Source organism: Zobellia sp. OII3 (assembly GCF_002211465.1).
GTDB classification, from domain to species: Bacteria; Bacteroidota; Bacteroidia; order Flavobacteriales; family Flavobacteriaceae; genus Zobellia; species Zobellia galactanivorans.
This window is the reverse complement of sequence record NZ_MWRZ01000001.1, coordinates 1,025,172-1,042,466: the sequence shown is the minus strand read 5'-3', so window position 1 is coordinate 1,042,466 and position 17,295 is coordinate 1,025,172. Positions and strand designations below refer to the sequence as shown.

General features: G+C 44.1%; 16 protein-coding genes. 12 read left to right on the top strand and 4 right to left on the bottom strand.

Annotation, left to right across the window (positions count from 1 at the left end; all coding sequences use genetic code 11):
- Window positions 1–164: 164 nt before the first annotated feature.
- Window positions 165–1,058, bottom strand: a complete 894-nt coding sequence (locus B4Q04_RS04380; RefSeq protein ID WP_013993225.1) for a helix-turn-helix transcriptional regulator — start codon at window positions 1,056–1,058, stop codon at window positions 165–167.
- Between the two features lie 205 nt (window positions 1,059–1,263).
- On the opposite strand from B4Q04_RS04380, the gene hemA reads away from it, so the two are divergent.
- From hemA to B4Q04_RS04350, 7 genes are all read left to right on the top strand, one after another.
- Complete coding sequence (gene hemA / locus B4Q04_RS04375; RefSeq protein WP_088696090.1) at window positions 1,264–2,520, top strand: glutamyl-tRNA reductase; 1,257 nt, start codon at window positions 1,264–1,266, stop codon at window positions 2,518–2,520.
- Complete coding sequence (gene hemC / locus B4Q04_RS04370; RefSeq protein WP_088696089.1) at window positions 2,517–4,103, top strand: hydroxymethylbilane synthase; 1,587 nt, start codon at window positions 2,517–2,519, stop codon at window positions 4,101–4,103. Before hemA ends, hemC begins: the two co-directional genes overlap by 4 nt.
- A 63-nt stretch (window positions 4,104–4,166) precedes the next feature.
- The gene (gene hemE, locus B4Q04_RS04365) at window positions 4,167–5,201 is read left to right on the top strand and encodes a uroporphyrinogen decarboxylase (RefSeq protein ID WP_088696088.1); all 1,035 of its coding nucleotides are present in this window, start codon (window positions 4,167–4,169) and stop codon (window positions 5,199–5,201) included.
- 13 nt (window positions 5,202–5,214) lie between these two features.
- Window positions 5,215–5,766: a GNAT family N-acetyltransferase gene (locus tag B4Q04_RS04360; RefSeq protein ID WP_088696087.1), complete on the top strand. Its 552-nt coding sequence runs from the start codon at window positions 5,215–5,217 to the stop codon at window positions 5,764–5,766.
- 105 nt (window positions 5,767–5,871) lie between these two features.
- Complete coding sequence (gene hemF, locus B4Q04_RS04355; RefSeq protein ID WP_088696086.1) at window positions 5,872–6,774, top strand: oxygen-dependent coproporphyrinogen oxidase; 903 nt, start codon at window positions 5,872–5,874, stop codon at window positions 6,772–6,774.
- A gap of 17 nt (window positions 6,775–6,791) precedes the next feature.
- Window positions 6,792–6,962, top strand: a complete 171-nt coding sequence (locus B4Q04_RS22810) for a hypothetical protein (RefSeq protein WP_013993219.1) — start codon at window positions 6,792–6,794, stop codon at window positions 6,960–6,962.
- A complete protein-coding gene (locus B4Q04_RS04350; protein ID WP_088696085.1) occupies window positions 6,955–7,605 on the top strand; it encodes a hypothetical protein in 651 nt (216 codons plus the stop codon). The genes B4Q04_RS22810 and B4Q04_RS04350 overlap by 8 nt, the downstream gene beginning before the upstream one ends.
- Here the strand turns inward: B4Q04_RS04350 and B4Q04_RS04345 are convergent.
- Complete coding sequence (locus tag B4Q04_RS04345) at window positions 7,592–10,237, bottom strand: DEAD/DEAH box helicase family protein (protein WP_161496039.1); 2,646 nt, start codon at window positions 10,235–10,237, stop codon at window positions 7,592–7,594. The two genes, B4Q04_RS04350 and B4Q04_RS04345, sit on opposite strands and share 14 nt — an antisense overlap.
- 69 nt (window positions 10,238–10,306) lie before the next feature.
- Here B4Q04_RS04345 and hemB point away from each other — a divergent pair, with 69 nt between their 5' ends.
- The 4 genes from hemB to B4Q04_RS04325 are packed head-to-tail and all read left to right on the top strand — an operon-like array spanning window position 10,307 to window position 14,335.
- The gene (gene hemB, locus B4Q04_RS04340) at window positions 10,307–11,296 is read left to right on the top strand and encodes a porphobilinogen synthase (protein WP_088696083.1); all 990 of its coding nucleotides are present in this window, start codon (window positions 10,307–10,309) and stop codon (window positions 11,294–11,296) included.
- Window positions 11,297–11,320: 24 nt separating this feature from the next.
- Window positions 11,321–12,655, top strand: a complete 1,335-nt coding sequence (locus B4Q04_RS04335) for a serine hydrolase domain-containing protein (RefSeq protein ID WP_236630966.1) — start codon at window positions 11,321–11,323, stop codon at window positions 12,653–12,655.
- A 50-nt stretch (window positions 12,656–12,705) separates the two neighbouring features.
- Window positions 12,706–13,812: a CNNM domain-containing protein gene (locus tag B4Q04_RS04330; protein WP_088696081.1), complete on the top strand. Its 1,107-nt coding sequence runs from the start codon at window positions 12,706–12,708 to the stop codon at window positions 13,810–13,812.
- Between the two features lie 49 nt (window positions 13,813–13,861).
- Window positions 13,862–14,335, top strand: a complete 474-nt coding sequence (locus B4Q04_RS04325; RefSeq protein WP_013993213.1) for a methylated-DNA--[protein]-cysteine S-methyltransferase — start codon at window positions 13,862–13,864, stop codon at window positions 14,333–14,335.
- A 177-nt stretch (window positions 14,336–14,512) separates the two neighbouring features.
- Here the strand turns inward: B4Q04_RS04325 and B4Q04_RS04320 are convergent, their stop codons facing one another.
- A complete protein-coding gene (locus tag B4Q04_RS04320; RefSeq protein WP_236630965.1) occupies window positions 14,513–15,355 on the bottom strand; it encodes a hypothetical protein in 843 nt (280 codons plus the stop codon).
- A 184-nt stretch (window positions 15,356–15,539) separates the two neighbouring features.
- Here B4Q04_RS04320 and B4Q04_RS04315 point away from each other — a divergent pair, with 184 nt between their 5' ends.
- Entirely contained in the window at window positions 15,540–16,253 is a 714-nt protein-coding gene (locus tag B4Q04_RS04315) for a 3'-5' exonuclease (RefSeq protein ID WP_088696080.1), read from the top strand.
- A 6-nt stretch (window positions 16,254–16,259) separates the two neighbouring features.
- Here the strand turns inward: B4Q04_RS04315 and B4Q04_RS04310 are convergent, their stop codons facing one another.
- Window positions 16,260–17,234, bottom strand: a complete 975-nt coding sequence (locus B4Q04_RS04310) for an endonuclease (RefSeq protein ID WP_088696079.1) — start codon at window positions 17,232–17,234, stop codon at window positions 16,260–16,262.
- Between the last annotated feature and the right edge of the window lie 61 nt (window positions 17,235–17,295).

Here is a 17,295-nt window from a genome sequence, read left to right as displayed (position 1 = left end):
TTCAAAGGGAAGTGTTTAAGATGAATTAGCGACTATAGTTTCTCTAAATACAAAATTCAGGAATTTCATCGATAAAAATATGCGTTTTATCGAAGGTTATTAACAAAATCGCCAACATTTGAAATCGGAGCACCGGTTTTAAGGAAGAAGTAAACCCATAAAAATTATCCATTGTTGGCCAAAGCCATCAAATATTTTTTAGGGGTGGTACCGTATTTCTTTTTAAAAGCCGAAATAAAGTGACTTGCCGTGCTATAGCCAACTTTTAGTCCCACTTCATTTACATTGTGCTGACCCGTTTCCAGCATTTTACGGGCATATTCCATTTTATAGTCGAACAAGAAGCTAAACACCGAGTCGCCATATATTTGCTTAAAACCCTCTTTCAATTTTTTGAGCGACAAACCTATTTCTTCGGAAAGTTCCGTAAGCGTAGGTGGTTCCGCCATACGTGCAATGATTATTTCCTTGGCCTTTCGAATACGCCTCACGTTATCTTCATCTACCAAAAACGGACACTGTTCGATATCGGCATCATCACTTTTGTTGAAGTATAAGGAAATAAGTTCGTAAACCTTACCCTTGATATAGAGTTCTTTAATGGAAGGATGAAGATTGTAATTCATCATCTGGCTTAAGATTACAGCTATGGCCGGGCTCACCCCTTCTTGGGCATAGTACTTTTTATCTTTGTTCTCCGCACTTAAAAACGGTATGTAATCCGCCTCTTTCGAAAACAGGGAATGGAACTTCCGGATCGTCATGACTACCGAGACCAACCACGAATTCGGCTCCAATTTCAAATCCATGGGCAAATCGATCTGCGTATTGTAAAGCAGTAATGAATTCTCTTCAGAAACCTCAAGATGGTAATTGCCCTGATTGAATACAAATCGGGCCTTTCCCTTCAAACAAAAATGAAACTGAATATAACTACTGTCGATATCACGCACTACATGTTGGGTTTCAGCGGTATCGTTTTGAATTTTAAGCACATAAAACCCGTCTTCGATAAGCACTTCCTGAAATGAACCTTGAGCGATATTTTTTCCTTCCATATAAAACAAGAATTGGCAGGTTTCTATTTAGAAACATTCTAAATAGATGCGCCGTAAAGCGCAGTGTTTCCTACAAAATTACTGGTTTTCAACGGATTTATATCCATATACAACTAAAAAAACCCTAAACGACACTTATTGTTCCTCTAGCGTTACTTTTATAAGCATAAGCCTCTTATTTTTGTGTGCGCTTTGAAAAGCTTTCATGAAAGATTACCATATTTCAAAAAACAACTCGTTCTATACCATTGGCCTTAGCTACTTAAAAGCTGACGCCGAGGTACGTGGCAAATTCAGCCTAAACGATGCTGCCATGGAGAACATTTTGGTGGAAGCCAAAAAATTGGGCATTGACGGCCTCTTAGTAACTTCTACTTGTAACCGCACCGAACTTAACGGTTTTGCCCAGCACCCCTTTCAACTGATCAAATTACTTTGCGATAACACCTCCGGCTCCGTCGAGGAGTTTCAAGAGGTAGCCTACATCTACAAGAACAACGATGCCATCAATCATCTGTTTCGGGTAGGTACCGGTTTAGATAGCCAGATTTTGGGCGATTTTGAAATCATCAGTCAATTGAGGGCCAGCTTCAACCGCTCTAAAAAATACGGCATTGCAAACCCGTTCGTCGAACGCCTTTGCAATTCGGTCATTCAAGCCAGCAAGCGCATCAAGAACGAAACCGAAATTTCTTCGGGCGCCACATCGGTCTCCTTTGCATCGGTACGCTATATTATGGAGAACGTTGCCGACATCTCGGCGAAGAACATCTTGCTTTTCGGTACGGGTAAAATTGGCCGGAACACCTGTGAGAACCTGATCAAGCATACGAAAAATACACATATTACCCTTATTAACCGTACCAAGGACAAGGCGGAAAAAATTGCGGGTAAATTTCATTTGGTGGTCAAGGATTACGGAGACCTACAAACCGAGATTCGTTCTACCGACGTGCTTATCGTAGCAACAGGTGCGCAATCGCCCACCATATCAAAAGAGCTCATCCATACCAAGAAGCCCCTTTTGATCTTAGACCTTTCCATTCCGAAGAATGTTTCCGACAATGTAGAGGATCTTGACAATGTTACTTTGGTACACTTAGATCAGCTTTCCCGAATTACCGACGACACCTTAGAGCGCAGAAAGCAATTTATTCCCGAAGCGGAAATTATTATAGACGAGGTGAAAGGTGATTTCATCCAATGGCTTGAAACCCGTAAATTCGCCCCCGTCATCAAGGCCTTGAAAAAGAAGCTCAAAACAATGAAAGACGAAGAAATGGACTATCAGTCCAAAAAACTATCGGACTTCAACGAGCAACAGGCCGACGTAATATCCAATAGAATCATTCAAAAAATAACAAAGCAGTTCGCTAATCATCTCAAAGACGACAATGTCGATTCTGACACCAGTCTAGAACTCATTCAAAAAGTCTTCCAACTCGAACTCGACACTCCATGAGCAAGGTCATACGAATCGGTACACGCGATAGCGAATTAGCGCTATGGCAGGCAAATACCGTTAAAAACAAACTTGAAGCTTTAGGTCATAAAACTACATTGGTTCCCGTAAAATCTACAGGAGACTTGGTTCTTGACAAACCACTGTACGAACTGGGCATTACCGGTATTTTTACCAAAACCCTTGACGTGGCCATGCTTAATGGCGATATCGATATAGCCGTACACAGTATGAAAGATGTACCGACGGCCCTTCCAAAAGGCATCGTACAGGCCGCCGTATTGGAGCGCGCCAACTTTCTTGACATACTGGCCTTTAAAAAGAACGAAGAGTTCATGGGCGAAAGGGATGCTATAATCGCTACCGGAAGCCTTCGCCGAAAGGCACAATGGCTCAACCGCTACCCGACCCATACAGTGGTCGACCTTAGGGGCAACATCAATAGCCGGTACGAAAAACTCGAGAACAACGATTGGAACGGTGCCATTTTTGCCGCCGCCGGGCTTGAACGCATCGGTCTCGAACCCGAAAACACCATTGGCCTCACCTGGATGGTGCCAGCACCCGCACAAGGTGCCATAATGGTCGTAGCCAAAGAAGATGACGAGTTTATTCGCGAAGCCTGTGCCGAAATCAACCATGAGCCAACAGAAATATGTACCAAACTCGAACGTGAGTTCCTTCGTATTTTAGAAGGAGGCTGTTCGGCTCCCATAGGGGCATTGGCGACCATTAGCAAAGAAAACGAAGTAACCCTTAAAGGGGTGCTCCTGACCATTGATGGCAAGAAAAAACTAGAGGCCGAGTTCACGGCCCCCTTGGGCAAGCATTCCTACTTGGCCAAAGACTGTGCGAACAGCATCCTTAGCCGCGGAGGGAAGTTACTTATGACTTACGCAACGGACATTGTTGAAAACACCAAAATATTTTCAACGAGAACCCTCACCCCTGATCAAATCAACCTTTTTGACCAAGACATCAAGGTGAAATCGGAAGATTTTATCAAAATCAGTCCCAACCGAATTTCCAGTCTTATCCTAAAGAAAGAAATTCAAAACGTAATCATCACGAGCCAGAATACGGTAGAGGCGATTTTAAAAAGCGTATCCCCCGAAGAATTAAAGTTTAAGAATATCTATTGTGTAGGCGGAAAGACCAAACGCATGATCAAGCGTTATATCGGCCCTGTAAAGCACCAAGAAAAAGACGCTAAAAATTTGGCCAATTATTTGGTGGAGTACATGGAAGGAACCGAGGTTACTTATTTCTGTAGCAACCTTAGACTTGACCACCTGCCCACCGTCTTGGCCGAGAACAATATTAAGGTAAGGGAAATCGAAGCCTATACCACCAAACACGCTCCCGCAGAAGTGGAGGATAGTGTTGAAGGTATTATGTTTTACAGCCCCTCGACCATTACCAGCTATTTGCTAAAGAACAGCCCTGACAACAGAGTGGCTTACTGCATTGGGGATACCACGGCCGAGGAGGCAAGAAAACACTTTGAAACGGTTTATGTAGCCAAAATTCCTACGGTAGAGAGCGTTATCGAGTTGGTGAACCAGACCTACGGTAAGGATTAATTTGTTTTACGATTGGAATAAAAAAAAACGGACTTCCCCTTCTAAGGGAATCAAAATACACCTATGTCACTAAAGAACGACCTTTTTCTTAGGGCCCTAAAGGGCGAAACGGTTGATCGTCCACCGGTTTGGATGATGCGCCAAGCCGGAAGATATCTTCCCGAGTTTATGGAAATCAGAAAGAAATACGATTTCTTTACGCGCTGCCAGACCCCTGAATTGGCTTCGGAAATTACCGTACAGCCGATTCGCAGGTTCGGTATGGACGCCGCGATTCTTTTTAGCGACATCCTGGTCATACCCCAGGCCATGAATATCGAAGTAGAGATGAAGCCGAACTTTGGCCCCTACCTACCCAACCCTATTCGCTCTCAAAAAGACCTTGATAGCGTTATCGTTCCCGATGTGAACGAGGCTTTGGGCTATGTAATGGACGCCATAAAGCTTACTAAGGAAAAACTGAACAACGAAGTACCTCTAATCGGTTTTGCCGGATCACCCTGGACCATTCTGTGCTATTGTGTACAAGGACAAGGAAGCAAGACCTTCGACAAGGCCAAAGAACTTTGCTTTACCCAACCGGTAGTGGCCCACGAACTTTTACAAAAAATAACGGATACCACCATTGCCTACCTAAAGGCGAAAATCAGGGCCGGCGTAGACGCCGTACAGGTTTTCGATTCTTGGGGCGGTATGTTATCCCCCACCGATTACAATGAGTTTTCTTGGCAGTATATCCAACAGATCATCGACGCCCTAAAAGACGAAAGTCCCGTTATCGTATTCGGTAAAGGTTGCTGGTTCGCCCTAGGCGACATGGCCAAATCGGGAGCGGCCGCTCTTGGTGTAGATTGGACCTGCTCCGCGCGAAACGCACGATACCTCACTGGAGGAAAAGTTACCTTACAGGGTAATTTTGACCCGGCCCGATTGCTCTCTCCTCCTTCCGAAATAAAGAAGATGGTGACGCAAATGATCAATGAATTCGGTAAAGACAGCTATATCGCCAATCTCGGCCATGGTATTTTGCCCAACGTTCCCGTAGAGAACGCAAAAGCTTTTATCGACGCGGTAAAAGAGTGGAAGCCCGTAAGCTAGACCCGCACCGACTATGGAAAACGAAAACGCCCAGATTGCCCTTTTCGAACACTTTTCCATAGAACCCATACATGAAAAGTACGCTTGGCGTATGTGCGACTTCGTAACAATAAACACCAAGCGTTTACAGCGCTACTTTCCAAAAACCTTGGCCGCAAACCTAAATCCCACCCTTTCGCAAATCTTTGTGGAAGAAAAGGTACGCGAGTACATGAAAAGGGAGGAGTTTCTTTTTGTGCTAAAAGACAATGAAAGCCGAGCCCTTATCGGACTTGTCTATATCAAGGAACTGGACTGGGAAAAACGACAGGCCGAATTGGCCTACTGCATCGGATATCAATACGAAGGAAAGGGCATCACTTCGCTGGCCGTAGATACCTTATCGAAATACGCCATTAAGGAATTAGGACTCAAGACACTCAACATCATCGCCCATAAAACCAATACAGGTAGTGTAAGAGTTGCCGAAAAATGCGGCTACACATGGCGAAAGCAACTCCCCAAAGAACACACCCCGCCTAATGAAGCCCCTCTTGACATGGAGCTCTATGTGCTTTCGGTATAAAATCGCAGCTTACTAAAATAAACCGCTTTTGTCGAGCATATCGCTTCATAGCTTCCCCCGTAAGTCGTAAATTTACAGCCGATTCGCATAAAACCATTTCTCTTGATGAAAGACAAATTCTTTAGCTACATTCAAAACCTTCAAGATTCGATTACCAACAAACTTGAGGAAATCGATGGTAAAGTCAAGTTCCACGAAGACCTATGGGAGCGGCCGGAAGGTGGCGGTGGACGTACCCGCGTCATCGAGAACGGAGACGTTTTTGAAAAAGGAGGGGTAAATATATCTGCCGTACACGGCGCTTTGCCCAAAAGCATGCAAAGCTACTTTGGTGTTGAAGATGCCGATTTTTATGCCTGTGGATTGAGTTTGGTGCTACACCCGAAAAATCCCATGGTACCCACCGTTCATGCCAATTGGCGGTATTTTGAAATGTACGACAAGGAAGGAAACATTGTAGATCAATGGTTCGGCGGCGGACAAGACCTAACCCCTTACTACCTTTTTGATGAAGATGCCATTCATTTTCATACCTTGTGCAAGGCCGCCTGCGATGCACATGACCCCAATTTCTACTCGACCTACAAGAAGAAATGTGACGATTACTTTTGGAATGCCCACAGAAATGAAGCTCGTGGTATAGGCGGACTCTTTTTCGACTATTGCAAGGCTACCGAAGGGATGGACATGCAGAATTGGTACGATTTCGTAACCGAAGTAGGCAACAGCTTTCTAGAAAGTTATGTACCGATTGTTTTAAAAAGGAAAAATCTGGACTACACCTCTGAACAAAGGGACTGGCAAGAAATCAGAAGAGGACGTTATGTTGAATTCAACTTGGTTCACGATAAAGGCACCTTGTTCGGCCTAAAGACGAACGGGAGAATAGAAAGCATTTTAATGAGTTTGCCTCCCCATGTTCAATGGCGCTACGATCACCAGCCGGAAAGCGGAAGTAAAGAAGAGCGCTTACTCAACATTCTTAAGTCTCCCAAGGACTGGGTATAAATTTATAAGGCCTCATTATGTCAAAAAAAGGCAAAGAAAAGAACAAGGCCAACAAGGCCAAACACACCAAGCTTCTGAACCGAAAGAAAAACAAGCTCAAATCAGAAAAGTTGAACCGTAAGCAGCGTCTGAAAGAAATCATTTCGCTGAGTAAGCAAAAAGAAAATCGATCCGGGGATCATGAGTAAGCAAAAACCGTTGCGTTTTTTCTTTTCGGGGGTAGTCCATTCTACCACCTACCTCCTTATTTCCCTATGTTTTTTATCGTCTTGCCAGTCGAAAAAAACGAAAAGCGACCTAGACATTGTCTTTACCCAAGACACCCTAAACGTTGGCTACACCTATTGGTGGGAAGAATCAGGCCCCTTCATCGGCTACTGCGGAAAAGAATACGGATTGGTATTTTCTGGTATCGTCACACAAATCGACTCCCCGACCAATGAAGCCGCCCCACTGTATATCTCCCAACGCGGGACCATAGCCATTGAGGAAGTCTATAAGATAAAGCCTTTGGAAAGTCACGGCTACGCCAATCAAAAATACTTTGTTTCCGATTGCTTTAACAACCTAGATGTGTCAGTAGGGGATAAAGTACTGGTGTTCTGCTACGATTATGAAGATCAAATCAGCATCCCAGGACCCAACTCGATTGTCCCAATCAGTGATTTCGACCACCCTTTGGTTCAAGCGACCAAACGGTATATCGATGAAGATGAAGATGCGGCGGCCATAAAAAGGGATTCCAGCCTATGGTCGGCCTATGGTTATGGTAAACAAGTGGACCAGCTGCTACGCTGTAAAGAACATACCGAAGATGCTATTTCCAAGTAATCGTCTTTTCGGAAACCTCCTTAAATTGATAAACCACATGGGCCAAACGCGCCTTTAGCAGTTCCCTTCTACCCGACCGGGTTCGTGTATACAGGAGTTCTGAATCGTCTACGTGCTTCTTCCAAAAGCGATGAAAGCTTAAGGCATCTTCTTTTCGCCTCCCTAAGCTTTGTGGTACTACATAATACTTGCGGATACCCCATTTTTTCTTTAACCCATGGTTGCCGATCAATAAGTACCTCGGATTCTCAACAGGGGCCAGTATTTCGTGCAGCAATTGTACAAATAAATTACATTCGTAATTACTAGCTCCTTTTAGGTAACAAACAAAGGCACCATTGGCCTGCTGTTCGGCCGAAACGGAAACCCTAGAGTCTTCCGTATGGATCTGCCCTGTTTGCATGAGATAGTCTAACAAAGCATTAGCTATCTTCTTGGTCTTCTTAAAAGCGTTTCCGAATAAGAAATACAGCTTTAGGGCCTTATAGGTTTTTGGGGCAAAACCAATGATTATACCCGCCAATAAAAAATACATAAAGGCAAAAACACCCTTGTTCAGTAGCGTTGTTATATTCTTCATCAGAAACTCAGGCAGAAAGAGCCCCAAACCGGCGACCACCTCAATAAGCAGATATTGTGCCGCATCTACCGAACGCATTTTTTTGGCTTTTCTAAAAGGCGTTTTTCCCGCATAGGGTATCTTCACCTCCCTTACCAGCACACTACCCTTATCTATAGCCTCATGCCACCTCCCCTTTAACGTTTCGCGATTTGAGGCCGAATCAACCATGGTTTTGTTCAGTTCGTCAAGCTGGGCTTCCCCACTAAAGAGTTCTGGCAGCTGCAGTCTATCCAGTCCATTTTCAATATAAGCCTCGCCCACTATAGAAACCCCTGAAAAAGCGGTAAACCTCCGCTTTAGTTTTTCCAAGTCCTTACCGCCATCGGTCGCAGTAGGGTCCAAACAAGCCAAGTGCCAAATGTTTCCACTCTTGTCGGGGTCATTGGTATCGGTTCGAATCGCCCTACCCCGCATTTGGTTTGAAGACACAAAAGACCCAACATAAGACGCCAATACCAAGGTATTTATAGCAGGGGCGTCCCAACCTTCCCCCAAAAGGGATTTTGTACCAATGAGTATTTTTATTTTCCCTAACTGAAAAAGCCGGGTGACCACCCCTACAATCCTATTCTTGTGAGTCCCCGAAACCGAAATCTCTACAAAATCGCGATCCGAAGACATGGGTTTCATACCAATGGCCCCATCATCGCCCAACAACGCTTCAAAATCGGCGGTTAGTTTTTTATGAAGCACCACTAGAGAGCCCGTAAGAATGGCCAAATCATCCTTTTGCCCGAATTTTATCCGGAGGTACTGAAAAATAGATACCACTCCCAATTTATTGAGTGGGCGCGTCGCCTCCCCTTTAAATTCTAAAAATTCCTTTCGTATAAAATCAGTAAGTACTACCGCCTTCAAGCGATTGCCTAGCACCTTGTGTTCTTCCTCAAGAATATTATGAATACTTCTCAATTTACTAGAACTACTCGCCAAAGTCCTATAGAGCCGCTCATCTCCAACAAAATTTACCCTTTTCTTTTCGTATACCCCAATACGGGCCAGTCGCTTTTCAATCTTATTCAAGATGGACTCGTATGTGATCAACCCTTCACGCTGGACCACCAAGAGCTCTTGCAACAACAACTCTATCCATTCATACGTAAGCGCGGGAAACTCAACCGTTTTGCCCTCAAAACCGAGAAATAGCAATTTCTCTTTATCAATCTGAACCCCTGCGGAATTCAGAAAAATCAAGATGGCCGACAAAAACGAAGGTTTGGCATAAATTTCCTCAAGTCTATCTTCGGTTTCCGCATAAAAGGGATGCTCCAAAAGAAGCTTTTGAAACCCTATATCGGCCTTCAGTTCACTCATAAACCGAATAATATTCTCCCTATACGTGACAATAGATTTTATCTGTGCCTCTGAAGGTTTGGAGAAATACACAAAATCTTGATGCGGACAAAGGTCTCCGTTCTTTATAAGATCAGGTACGGCAATTTCATCATCTATAGGACCACAGAGCTCAAAGTACTTTTCGAGTTCCCCTCCTGAACTATCATAGGGCGGTGTTGCCGTCAACGCGATAACGGTCAAGCCCTTGATTTTCTTTAAGGCCATCAGACATTTATACCATTCGTTTTTTAAATGATGTGCCTCATCCAGCACAATGGTTTTTATACCATTCTTCGTGATGAATTGCAACAGGGAATCCTCTCCGTCGCCAGCAAAACGTTTGCTTAATGCATGTAACGACTGGTAGGTAGAAAAAGTCAAAAGTTGAGGCACCCTAAGATCCATGCTATAATCGGAAAACGAAGGGTCTTTTAAAAAAAACGATACCAATCGGTCTTTCCATTGGTTCCTAATAGTCAGTGTGGGCGCCAAGACCAAGGTGCGCTTATTGACCCTACGCAGCACTTCCAATCCTAAAATGGTCTTTCCTGAGCCAGGAGGGGCCACCACATGCAAATGATTATCCTCTATATGGTCTTCGAAATTATCTAGAAAACCCTGCTGATAGCTACGCCATTCAAACTTAAATTTTAGGAGGTCTATAAGTTGCGTCAAGAGTTGGTCCGTTTTCTGTTTTTTAGGAGGATAATAAGTAACTTTGGGTATTCAAAAATAGGCAAAAGTATGTACCCACTTAGAAGAAACCGTAGATTAAGAACAAACGATTCCATCAGACATTTAGTACGCGAAACCATTTTATCTCCCAAGGATTTTCTGGTACCGCTTTTTGTGACGGAAGGCAAGGGCATCAAAGAAGAGATCGCCTCTATGCCGGATTATTACAGATTGAGCCTCGACCTTCTAGAAACCGAGATCAAGGAACTATGGAATATGGGCTTACATGCCGTTTTGCTTTTCGTAAAAGTACCGGACGAGCTCAAGGACAATAAAGGCACCGAGGCCCTCAACGATGACGGACTCATGCAACGTGCCATAAAAACCATAAAAAACGCATGTCCGGACATGTTGGTAATGACCGATGTCGCCATGGACCCCTATTCTTCGTTTGGCCATGATGGTATAGTGGAGAACGGATTGATCCTCAATGATGAAACTTCAGAATTTTTGGCAGAAATGAGCGTTTCCCATGCCTTGGCCGGGGCAGATTTTGTTGCGCCGAGCGATATGATGGACGGTCGTATCCTTTCGATTCGTGAGGCCTTAGAAGATGAAGGCCTTATCAATACCGGAATCATGAGCTACAGTGCCAAATACGCCAGTGCCTTCTATGGCCCCTTTAGAGACGCCTTAGATTCGGCTCCCGTGGATGTAAAGAACGTCCCCAAGGACAAAAAAACCTATCAAATGGATTATGCCAATCGGTTTGAAGCCCTAAAGGAAACCGAAATGGATGTCGATGAAGGAGCGGATATCGTTATGGTAAAACCCGGACTCTGCTACCTAGATATCGTACGTGAAATTCGCAATGAAGTAGATGTACCCGTTGCCGTATACCAAGTAAGCGGCGAGTATGCCATGGTAAAAGCAGCCGCAGAAAAAGGATGGCTAGACCACGATGCCGTAGTAATGGAGCAATTGACCGCCATGAAAAGAGCCGGCGCCAATATCATTGCGACATATTTTGCCAAAGATGCTATTCGCTTGTTAGATTAAACCGACCCACAAAGTTATGCGATCGTGAAACAGCTATATTCCATCTTCCTGATTTTCGCACTAAACGTAATGTTAGCGCAGGAAGATGGACCTATACCCCTTAACTTGGACAAAGGCGAGGATGTACTCACGTACGCGCATCCATCGGAGGTGGGTTTGGACTCTTCCTATATATACTCCGAGGTCTCAAAAATTATAACAAACGGTATAAAAAAGAAGGCCTTTCCGGGTGCCCAAGTATTGGTCGCCAAGAACGGGAAGATTATCTTCCACCAAGCCTATGGCTATCATACTTATGACAGCATTCGGGCCGTTGCTCTGAACGACATTTATGACCTAGCCTCGGTCACCAAAATTACGGCGGCCCTTCCCGCCTTGATGAAACTCGTTGACGAAGGCGTACTCGACCTTGACCAAGCTTTTAGCACCTATTGGAAACCCTGGCGCAAGAGGAAGGACAAACGCGATATTACCCTACGGCAAATCTTGGCTCACCAAGCCGGCCTAGAACCTTATATCGTGCTACTGAACACCGTGCGAAAAAAAAATGGCACCTTAAAAAAACGCTTCGTGAGAACCAAACCAAATCCACGCTTTAGACGACGCGCCTATGATAACATTTATGTTAAAAGCAGATTTATAAAAAAAGCACATCGTCTCATCGACCGATCTCAGGTTTCAGATAAAAAAAGCTATAGATATTCCGGATTGGCCTTCCTTATTTTTCCTGATCTCATACAACAACTAACTGGCCAATCATTCTCCGAGTATTTACAAAGTAATTTCTATGGCCCAATCGGCTTAAATACCGTAAATTTTAATCCTAAGCTAAAATCGTATACGAATTTTATCGTGCCTACCGAGCAAGATTCCACCTTTAGAAAGGCCCTGACACACGCTTGGGTACACGATGAAAACGCAGCCTTGCTGGGTGGGGTGTCGGGCAATGCCGGACTCTTTGCTTCCGCTACCGATTTGGCCCAACTAATGCAGATGTACCTGCAATATGGCGTGTATAACGGCAAACGCTATTTCTCAAAAGCTGTCATCGAGGAATTTACCCGCGTACAATTTCCAGAAAACGATAACCGAAGAGGCCTAGGCTTCGACAAGCCCTTATTGAACAATGCGGAGCTAGCCCTCTCCAAGGCATACCCAGCTCCCGAAGTAAGTCCCGACAGTTTTGGACACAGTGGTTTTACAGGGACTTTCGTATGGGCCGACCCCGAAAACCAATTGGTATATATTTTCCTTTCCAACCGGGTATATCCCTCCCGTTCCCATCGACAGATCTACGACCTCAATATTCGTCCGGCCGTGCAACAGGTTTTCTATCAAGCTAGGCTCGCTATCGAATAAGTGCATTTCGTTTTCTAATAATTGGTATCTTCGTAAGATAAAACCGATTTATGGGCTTACTAATTTTTTACGCTTTCGTATCGATTTTCTTTTCTTTCCTCTGTTCCATTCTTGAAGCTGTGTTACTAAGCATCAACCCCACCTTCGTAAACGTCAAGAAAAAGGAAGGAAAAGCCTATGCCTTAATTTTAGAAGAACTAAAGAAGGATGTAGACAAGCCACTAATCGCCATTTTGACCCTTAATACCATTGCCCATACCGTTGGAGCCATTTTAGTAGGGGTACAGGCCAAGGTAGCCTACGCGGAACTGTACGGCACCACCACACGCCGTATATTCGGAATTGCTTTTACCGAAGACCTCATGGTAGGTGTGGTATCTACTTTGATGACCATACTCATTTTGGTAGCCTCGGAAATCATACCTAAAACCATTGGCGCCACCTATTGGCGACAATTGGCCAATTTTACGGCCAAGGCCCTACGTGTTATGGTCGTTGCCTTAAAGTATACGGGACTCTTATGGGTTCTGCAGATCTTTACCAAACTTGTAGGCGGCAAAGGCCACCACGGCAGCGTCTTAAGCCGGGAAGATTTTACCGCCATGACCGATATGGCCCGCGAAGAAGGTGTTTTCGAAAAATCTGAATCGACCATAATAAAAAACCTATTACGTTTTGACCAAGTATTGGTCAAGGATGTAATGACACCAAGGGCCGTGATGAAAATTGCTCCGGAAAGTAAAACAATAGCGGAATTTTTTGCGGACAACCCTAAAATGCGTTTTTCACGTATTCCGGTATATGGCGATAAAATGGACCATATAGACGGTTTTGTGCTGAAGGATACGATTTTGGAGGAAATGGTAAATAACAATGGGAACACGCCTCTTTCAGAAATAAAACGAGAAATTTTAATCACCGAAAGAAATACACCCATACCACGCCTTTTCGATACATTCATTTCCAAAAGAATACATATTGCCCTTGTTGTGGATGAATATGGCTCAGTAAGTGGATTAGTGACTATGGAAGATATTATAGAAACCCTTCTCGGCTTAGAAATAATGGACGAGAGCGACAATGTTGCCGACCTGCAGGAGCTAGCTCGAAAAAATTGGGAAACCCGTGCAAAACGCACTGGAATACTCGACAAGTAGATTTCGGGGCCGTTCCAATGGCCCACCAACACCAAAAATACCACAAGCTATGGAAACCGCCTTTATTCGCACCCCCCTCGGCATAGCCAAACTTGAAGGTGATGCCAATGGCCTGGCTTCCATAATTGTGCTGAATACCGAAGAAAACGTTTCATCCGTCATTCCGAAAAACCTTGAAGCGGCCGTAAGTCAACTGCAAGAATATTTTGCCGGCGAACGGAACAACTTTGATCTTGCGTTAAATCCCACGGGTACCGACTTTCAAAAACGTGTTTGGAAGGCCTTATCAAAAATACCCTACGGCAAAACGGTCTCTTACCTTGAACTTTCCAAGACCTTGGGCGACGTAAAGGCGATTCGGGCAGTAGCTTCCGCCAACGGAAAAAATCCTTTATGGATTATAGTTCCCTGTCACCGTGTCATTGGCACCGATGGCTCCTTAACCGGTTATGCCGGCGGTCTGCACCGGAAAAAATGGCTGCTAGACCATGAAAATCCCGTAAAACAGCAATCGCTCTTTTAAAAAAACCGACCCCCTGGTCCGTTGTTCCAAAAAATTCGCCCGATGCGTTCGCCGTTTGGCCAATCATCGATCAAAACGTATATTTCATTTGCATTCGACCTAACCCAAGCACATTCGCAAAAAAAGAAACCGACGCTAGGGTCGGTTTCTCTTAAAACGGTAAAAAAGACCTTCGGCTTAATTACACCTCGTCTCGCTTAAGTTTGCATCGTCGGAAATGGCATCCGCTTGGGTAATTAAATCATTAAAAAGTATGAATCGATCGATACCATGACCGGAAGACCTCGCTGAGATTTCCATGGTATAGACTCCCGCTTTCGCAAACACCACATAAATATTATGCCCATTATTATCGAAAGTACTGGACTGCCACTTAAAATCGAGATTATTTCCGCTACGGTAAATTTTAAACCATCCGTCTTTTGATGCACCTTCCGGGTTGGGAGTTTTTCCGGTGTCCTTCGGATAGACGATACTGTCGTCCTTCTGGGCATAAAAATCATCGGCATCGTTAAATCGTAGCCACGTATCGTTGTGGTCTGAGCCACTATTTCCCGATTTTACCGCAGATTTCCACAAAAATCGATAGGTACCCGTATTTTTTATCTCAATTTTAAAACTGGTCTTTCCCTTACCTGGGCTTCCTAAATACTGATCTCCTTCCCAAACCATATAGCCTTTTCCCGAAAAACTATCACCATCGTCCTTTAGCACCCAACCATCAGGGAACTGTGCATTTTCAAACTCGACATTCACCAAACCGTTCTTTTCCTTAAAAATATAATTGGCAACATCGGTACATGGCGAATTTCCAACTCCCTCGGTTTCGTCAGTCTCATCGCTCTCGTCAGTTTTATCGGTATCATCGGCTTCGTCGACCACATCGATTACATCGGTTTTATCTTCGGAATCATTGTCCATATCGGCATCTTTACTACAAGCCGCCAAGACCGTTAACAATACCAACACAGACAAGCCGCCCATTAATCGGCACCCTGTTTTAAAGCGATTTTTCATCATGATAAATACGTATAATTATAGTTTACAAACCCCAAACGTTACAATTTCAAAAAAAAGTGGACGCGATTCCATTATTTCGATGAACACCCACCAGGATCAGAAAGGAAGAAGGTGGTATGGGAACAAATTTGGCGGCAAACAGGATTAGTTTGTATATTTCAGTTGCTATTAAACAAAAAATAAGGTGCTATATAAAATCAATCTTGAACACATTCTTTTCCTTGATATCGAAACCGTTCCCGAAGAGCCGAATTTCGAAGCCCTGAACGATGAGAAAAAGGAGCTATGGGAGCAAAAATCAAGATACCAACGCAAGGATGAATTTACCCCCGAAGAGTTTTACGAGCGCGCCGGCATTTGGGCGGAATTCGGCAAAATCGTTTGTATCTCCGTCGGTTACTTCAGGTTTGTAGGGGAGAACAAAACTTTTAGAACCACCTCCTTTCACGGTGACGAGGCCACATTATTAAAAGAGTTCAAAAACCTCTTGGACGGTCATTTTAACTCCCCAAGACATTTACTTTGTGGCCATAATGCCAAGGAATTCGACTTTCCCTATATCGCACGTAGAATGATCATACACGGTATACAGTTACCTTACAAACTCAACCTGTTTGGCAAAAAACCTTGGGAAATCCCGCATTTAGACACCATGGAACTGTGGAAGTTCGGCGACTATAAAAACTTTACATCCTTAAAACTATTGGCAAATATATTGGGCATACCGTCGCCCAAACAAGACATTGATGGCAGTATGGTACGCCACGTCTATTACGAAGAAAACGACATCGACCGTATTGTTACCTATTGCGAACTTGATGTGGTCACTACTGCCCAAGTATTCTTGCGCCTACGCGGGGACGACCTTATCGATGAGGCCTACATCAAAAGTATATAGGCGTTATTAAGCGTTATACTTTAGCTGGATATAGACAGGAAAATGATCACTATACCCTCCTAAGTACCTATTCCCAACATAGGTGCGATAAGGCGAACCCATATATTTCCCTTTAAATTCAGTCAAAAAGTGCTCATCAAAAATATTGGCATGGGCAAAACTATGGGTACCTTTTTCAAAATTCAAAAAACTGTGCGAAACCATAATCTGGTCAAACAGCATCCACGACCTCTTATAATTGGCGCTACCCCTATCGGGTGTCAATAATTTTTCCATGGGATTGTAGAGGGTCTTGGTGTCGATAAGCTTTTTGATACTATCCGATTGCGGACCATCATTAAAATCGCCCATAATTATATAGTTTGGCTCGGCCTCCTCTTCTTCGATACGTGCCATAAACCGGATCATGGTCTCGGCGGCAATCATCCGCTTGTGCTCGGTAGTGGTATTTCCGCTTCGACGCGACGGCCAATGGTTCACGAATATATGCACCTGTTCGTTATTGAGCTTGCCTTTAACGTAAAGAATATCACGGGTGGTATCCCGTCTTTCATCCTCCTCATAAATCAACACGGCTATCGGTTCGGAGTACAATACCTCAAAATGATCTTTGTGATAAATGAGTCCACAATCAATACCCCTCTCGTCGGGCGAATCGTAATGGACATAATCGTAACTGATGTTGGCCAGAGGCTCGCTCGCCAAAAGGTCTTGCATCACCTGTTCGTTTTCAATTTCGGCCACACCGACCAGGACGGGCGGACTTTGGGTCTCCGTATTCCCGATTTCCGCTATAGTCTTGGCCAATTTGTACAGCTTTTTTTTGTACCTTCTAAGAGACCACTTTTTGCGCCCCTTTGGCGTAAAATCGTCATCAAGGGTTTTAGGGTCGTCTATCGTATCAAATAAATTCTCGAGGTTATAAAAGCTAATGGTGTTTAAATGGCTTCCCTTTTTCTTTCTGAAAAATGAAAAAATCATAAATTTCTCGATTGGAACCTTAAATTTACGAAAATAGCTCGGTCGGTATTACTTAAATTTG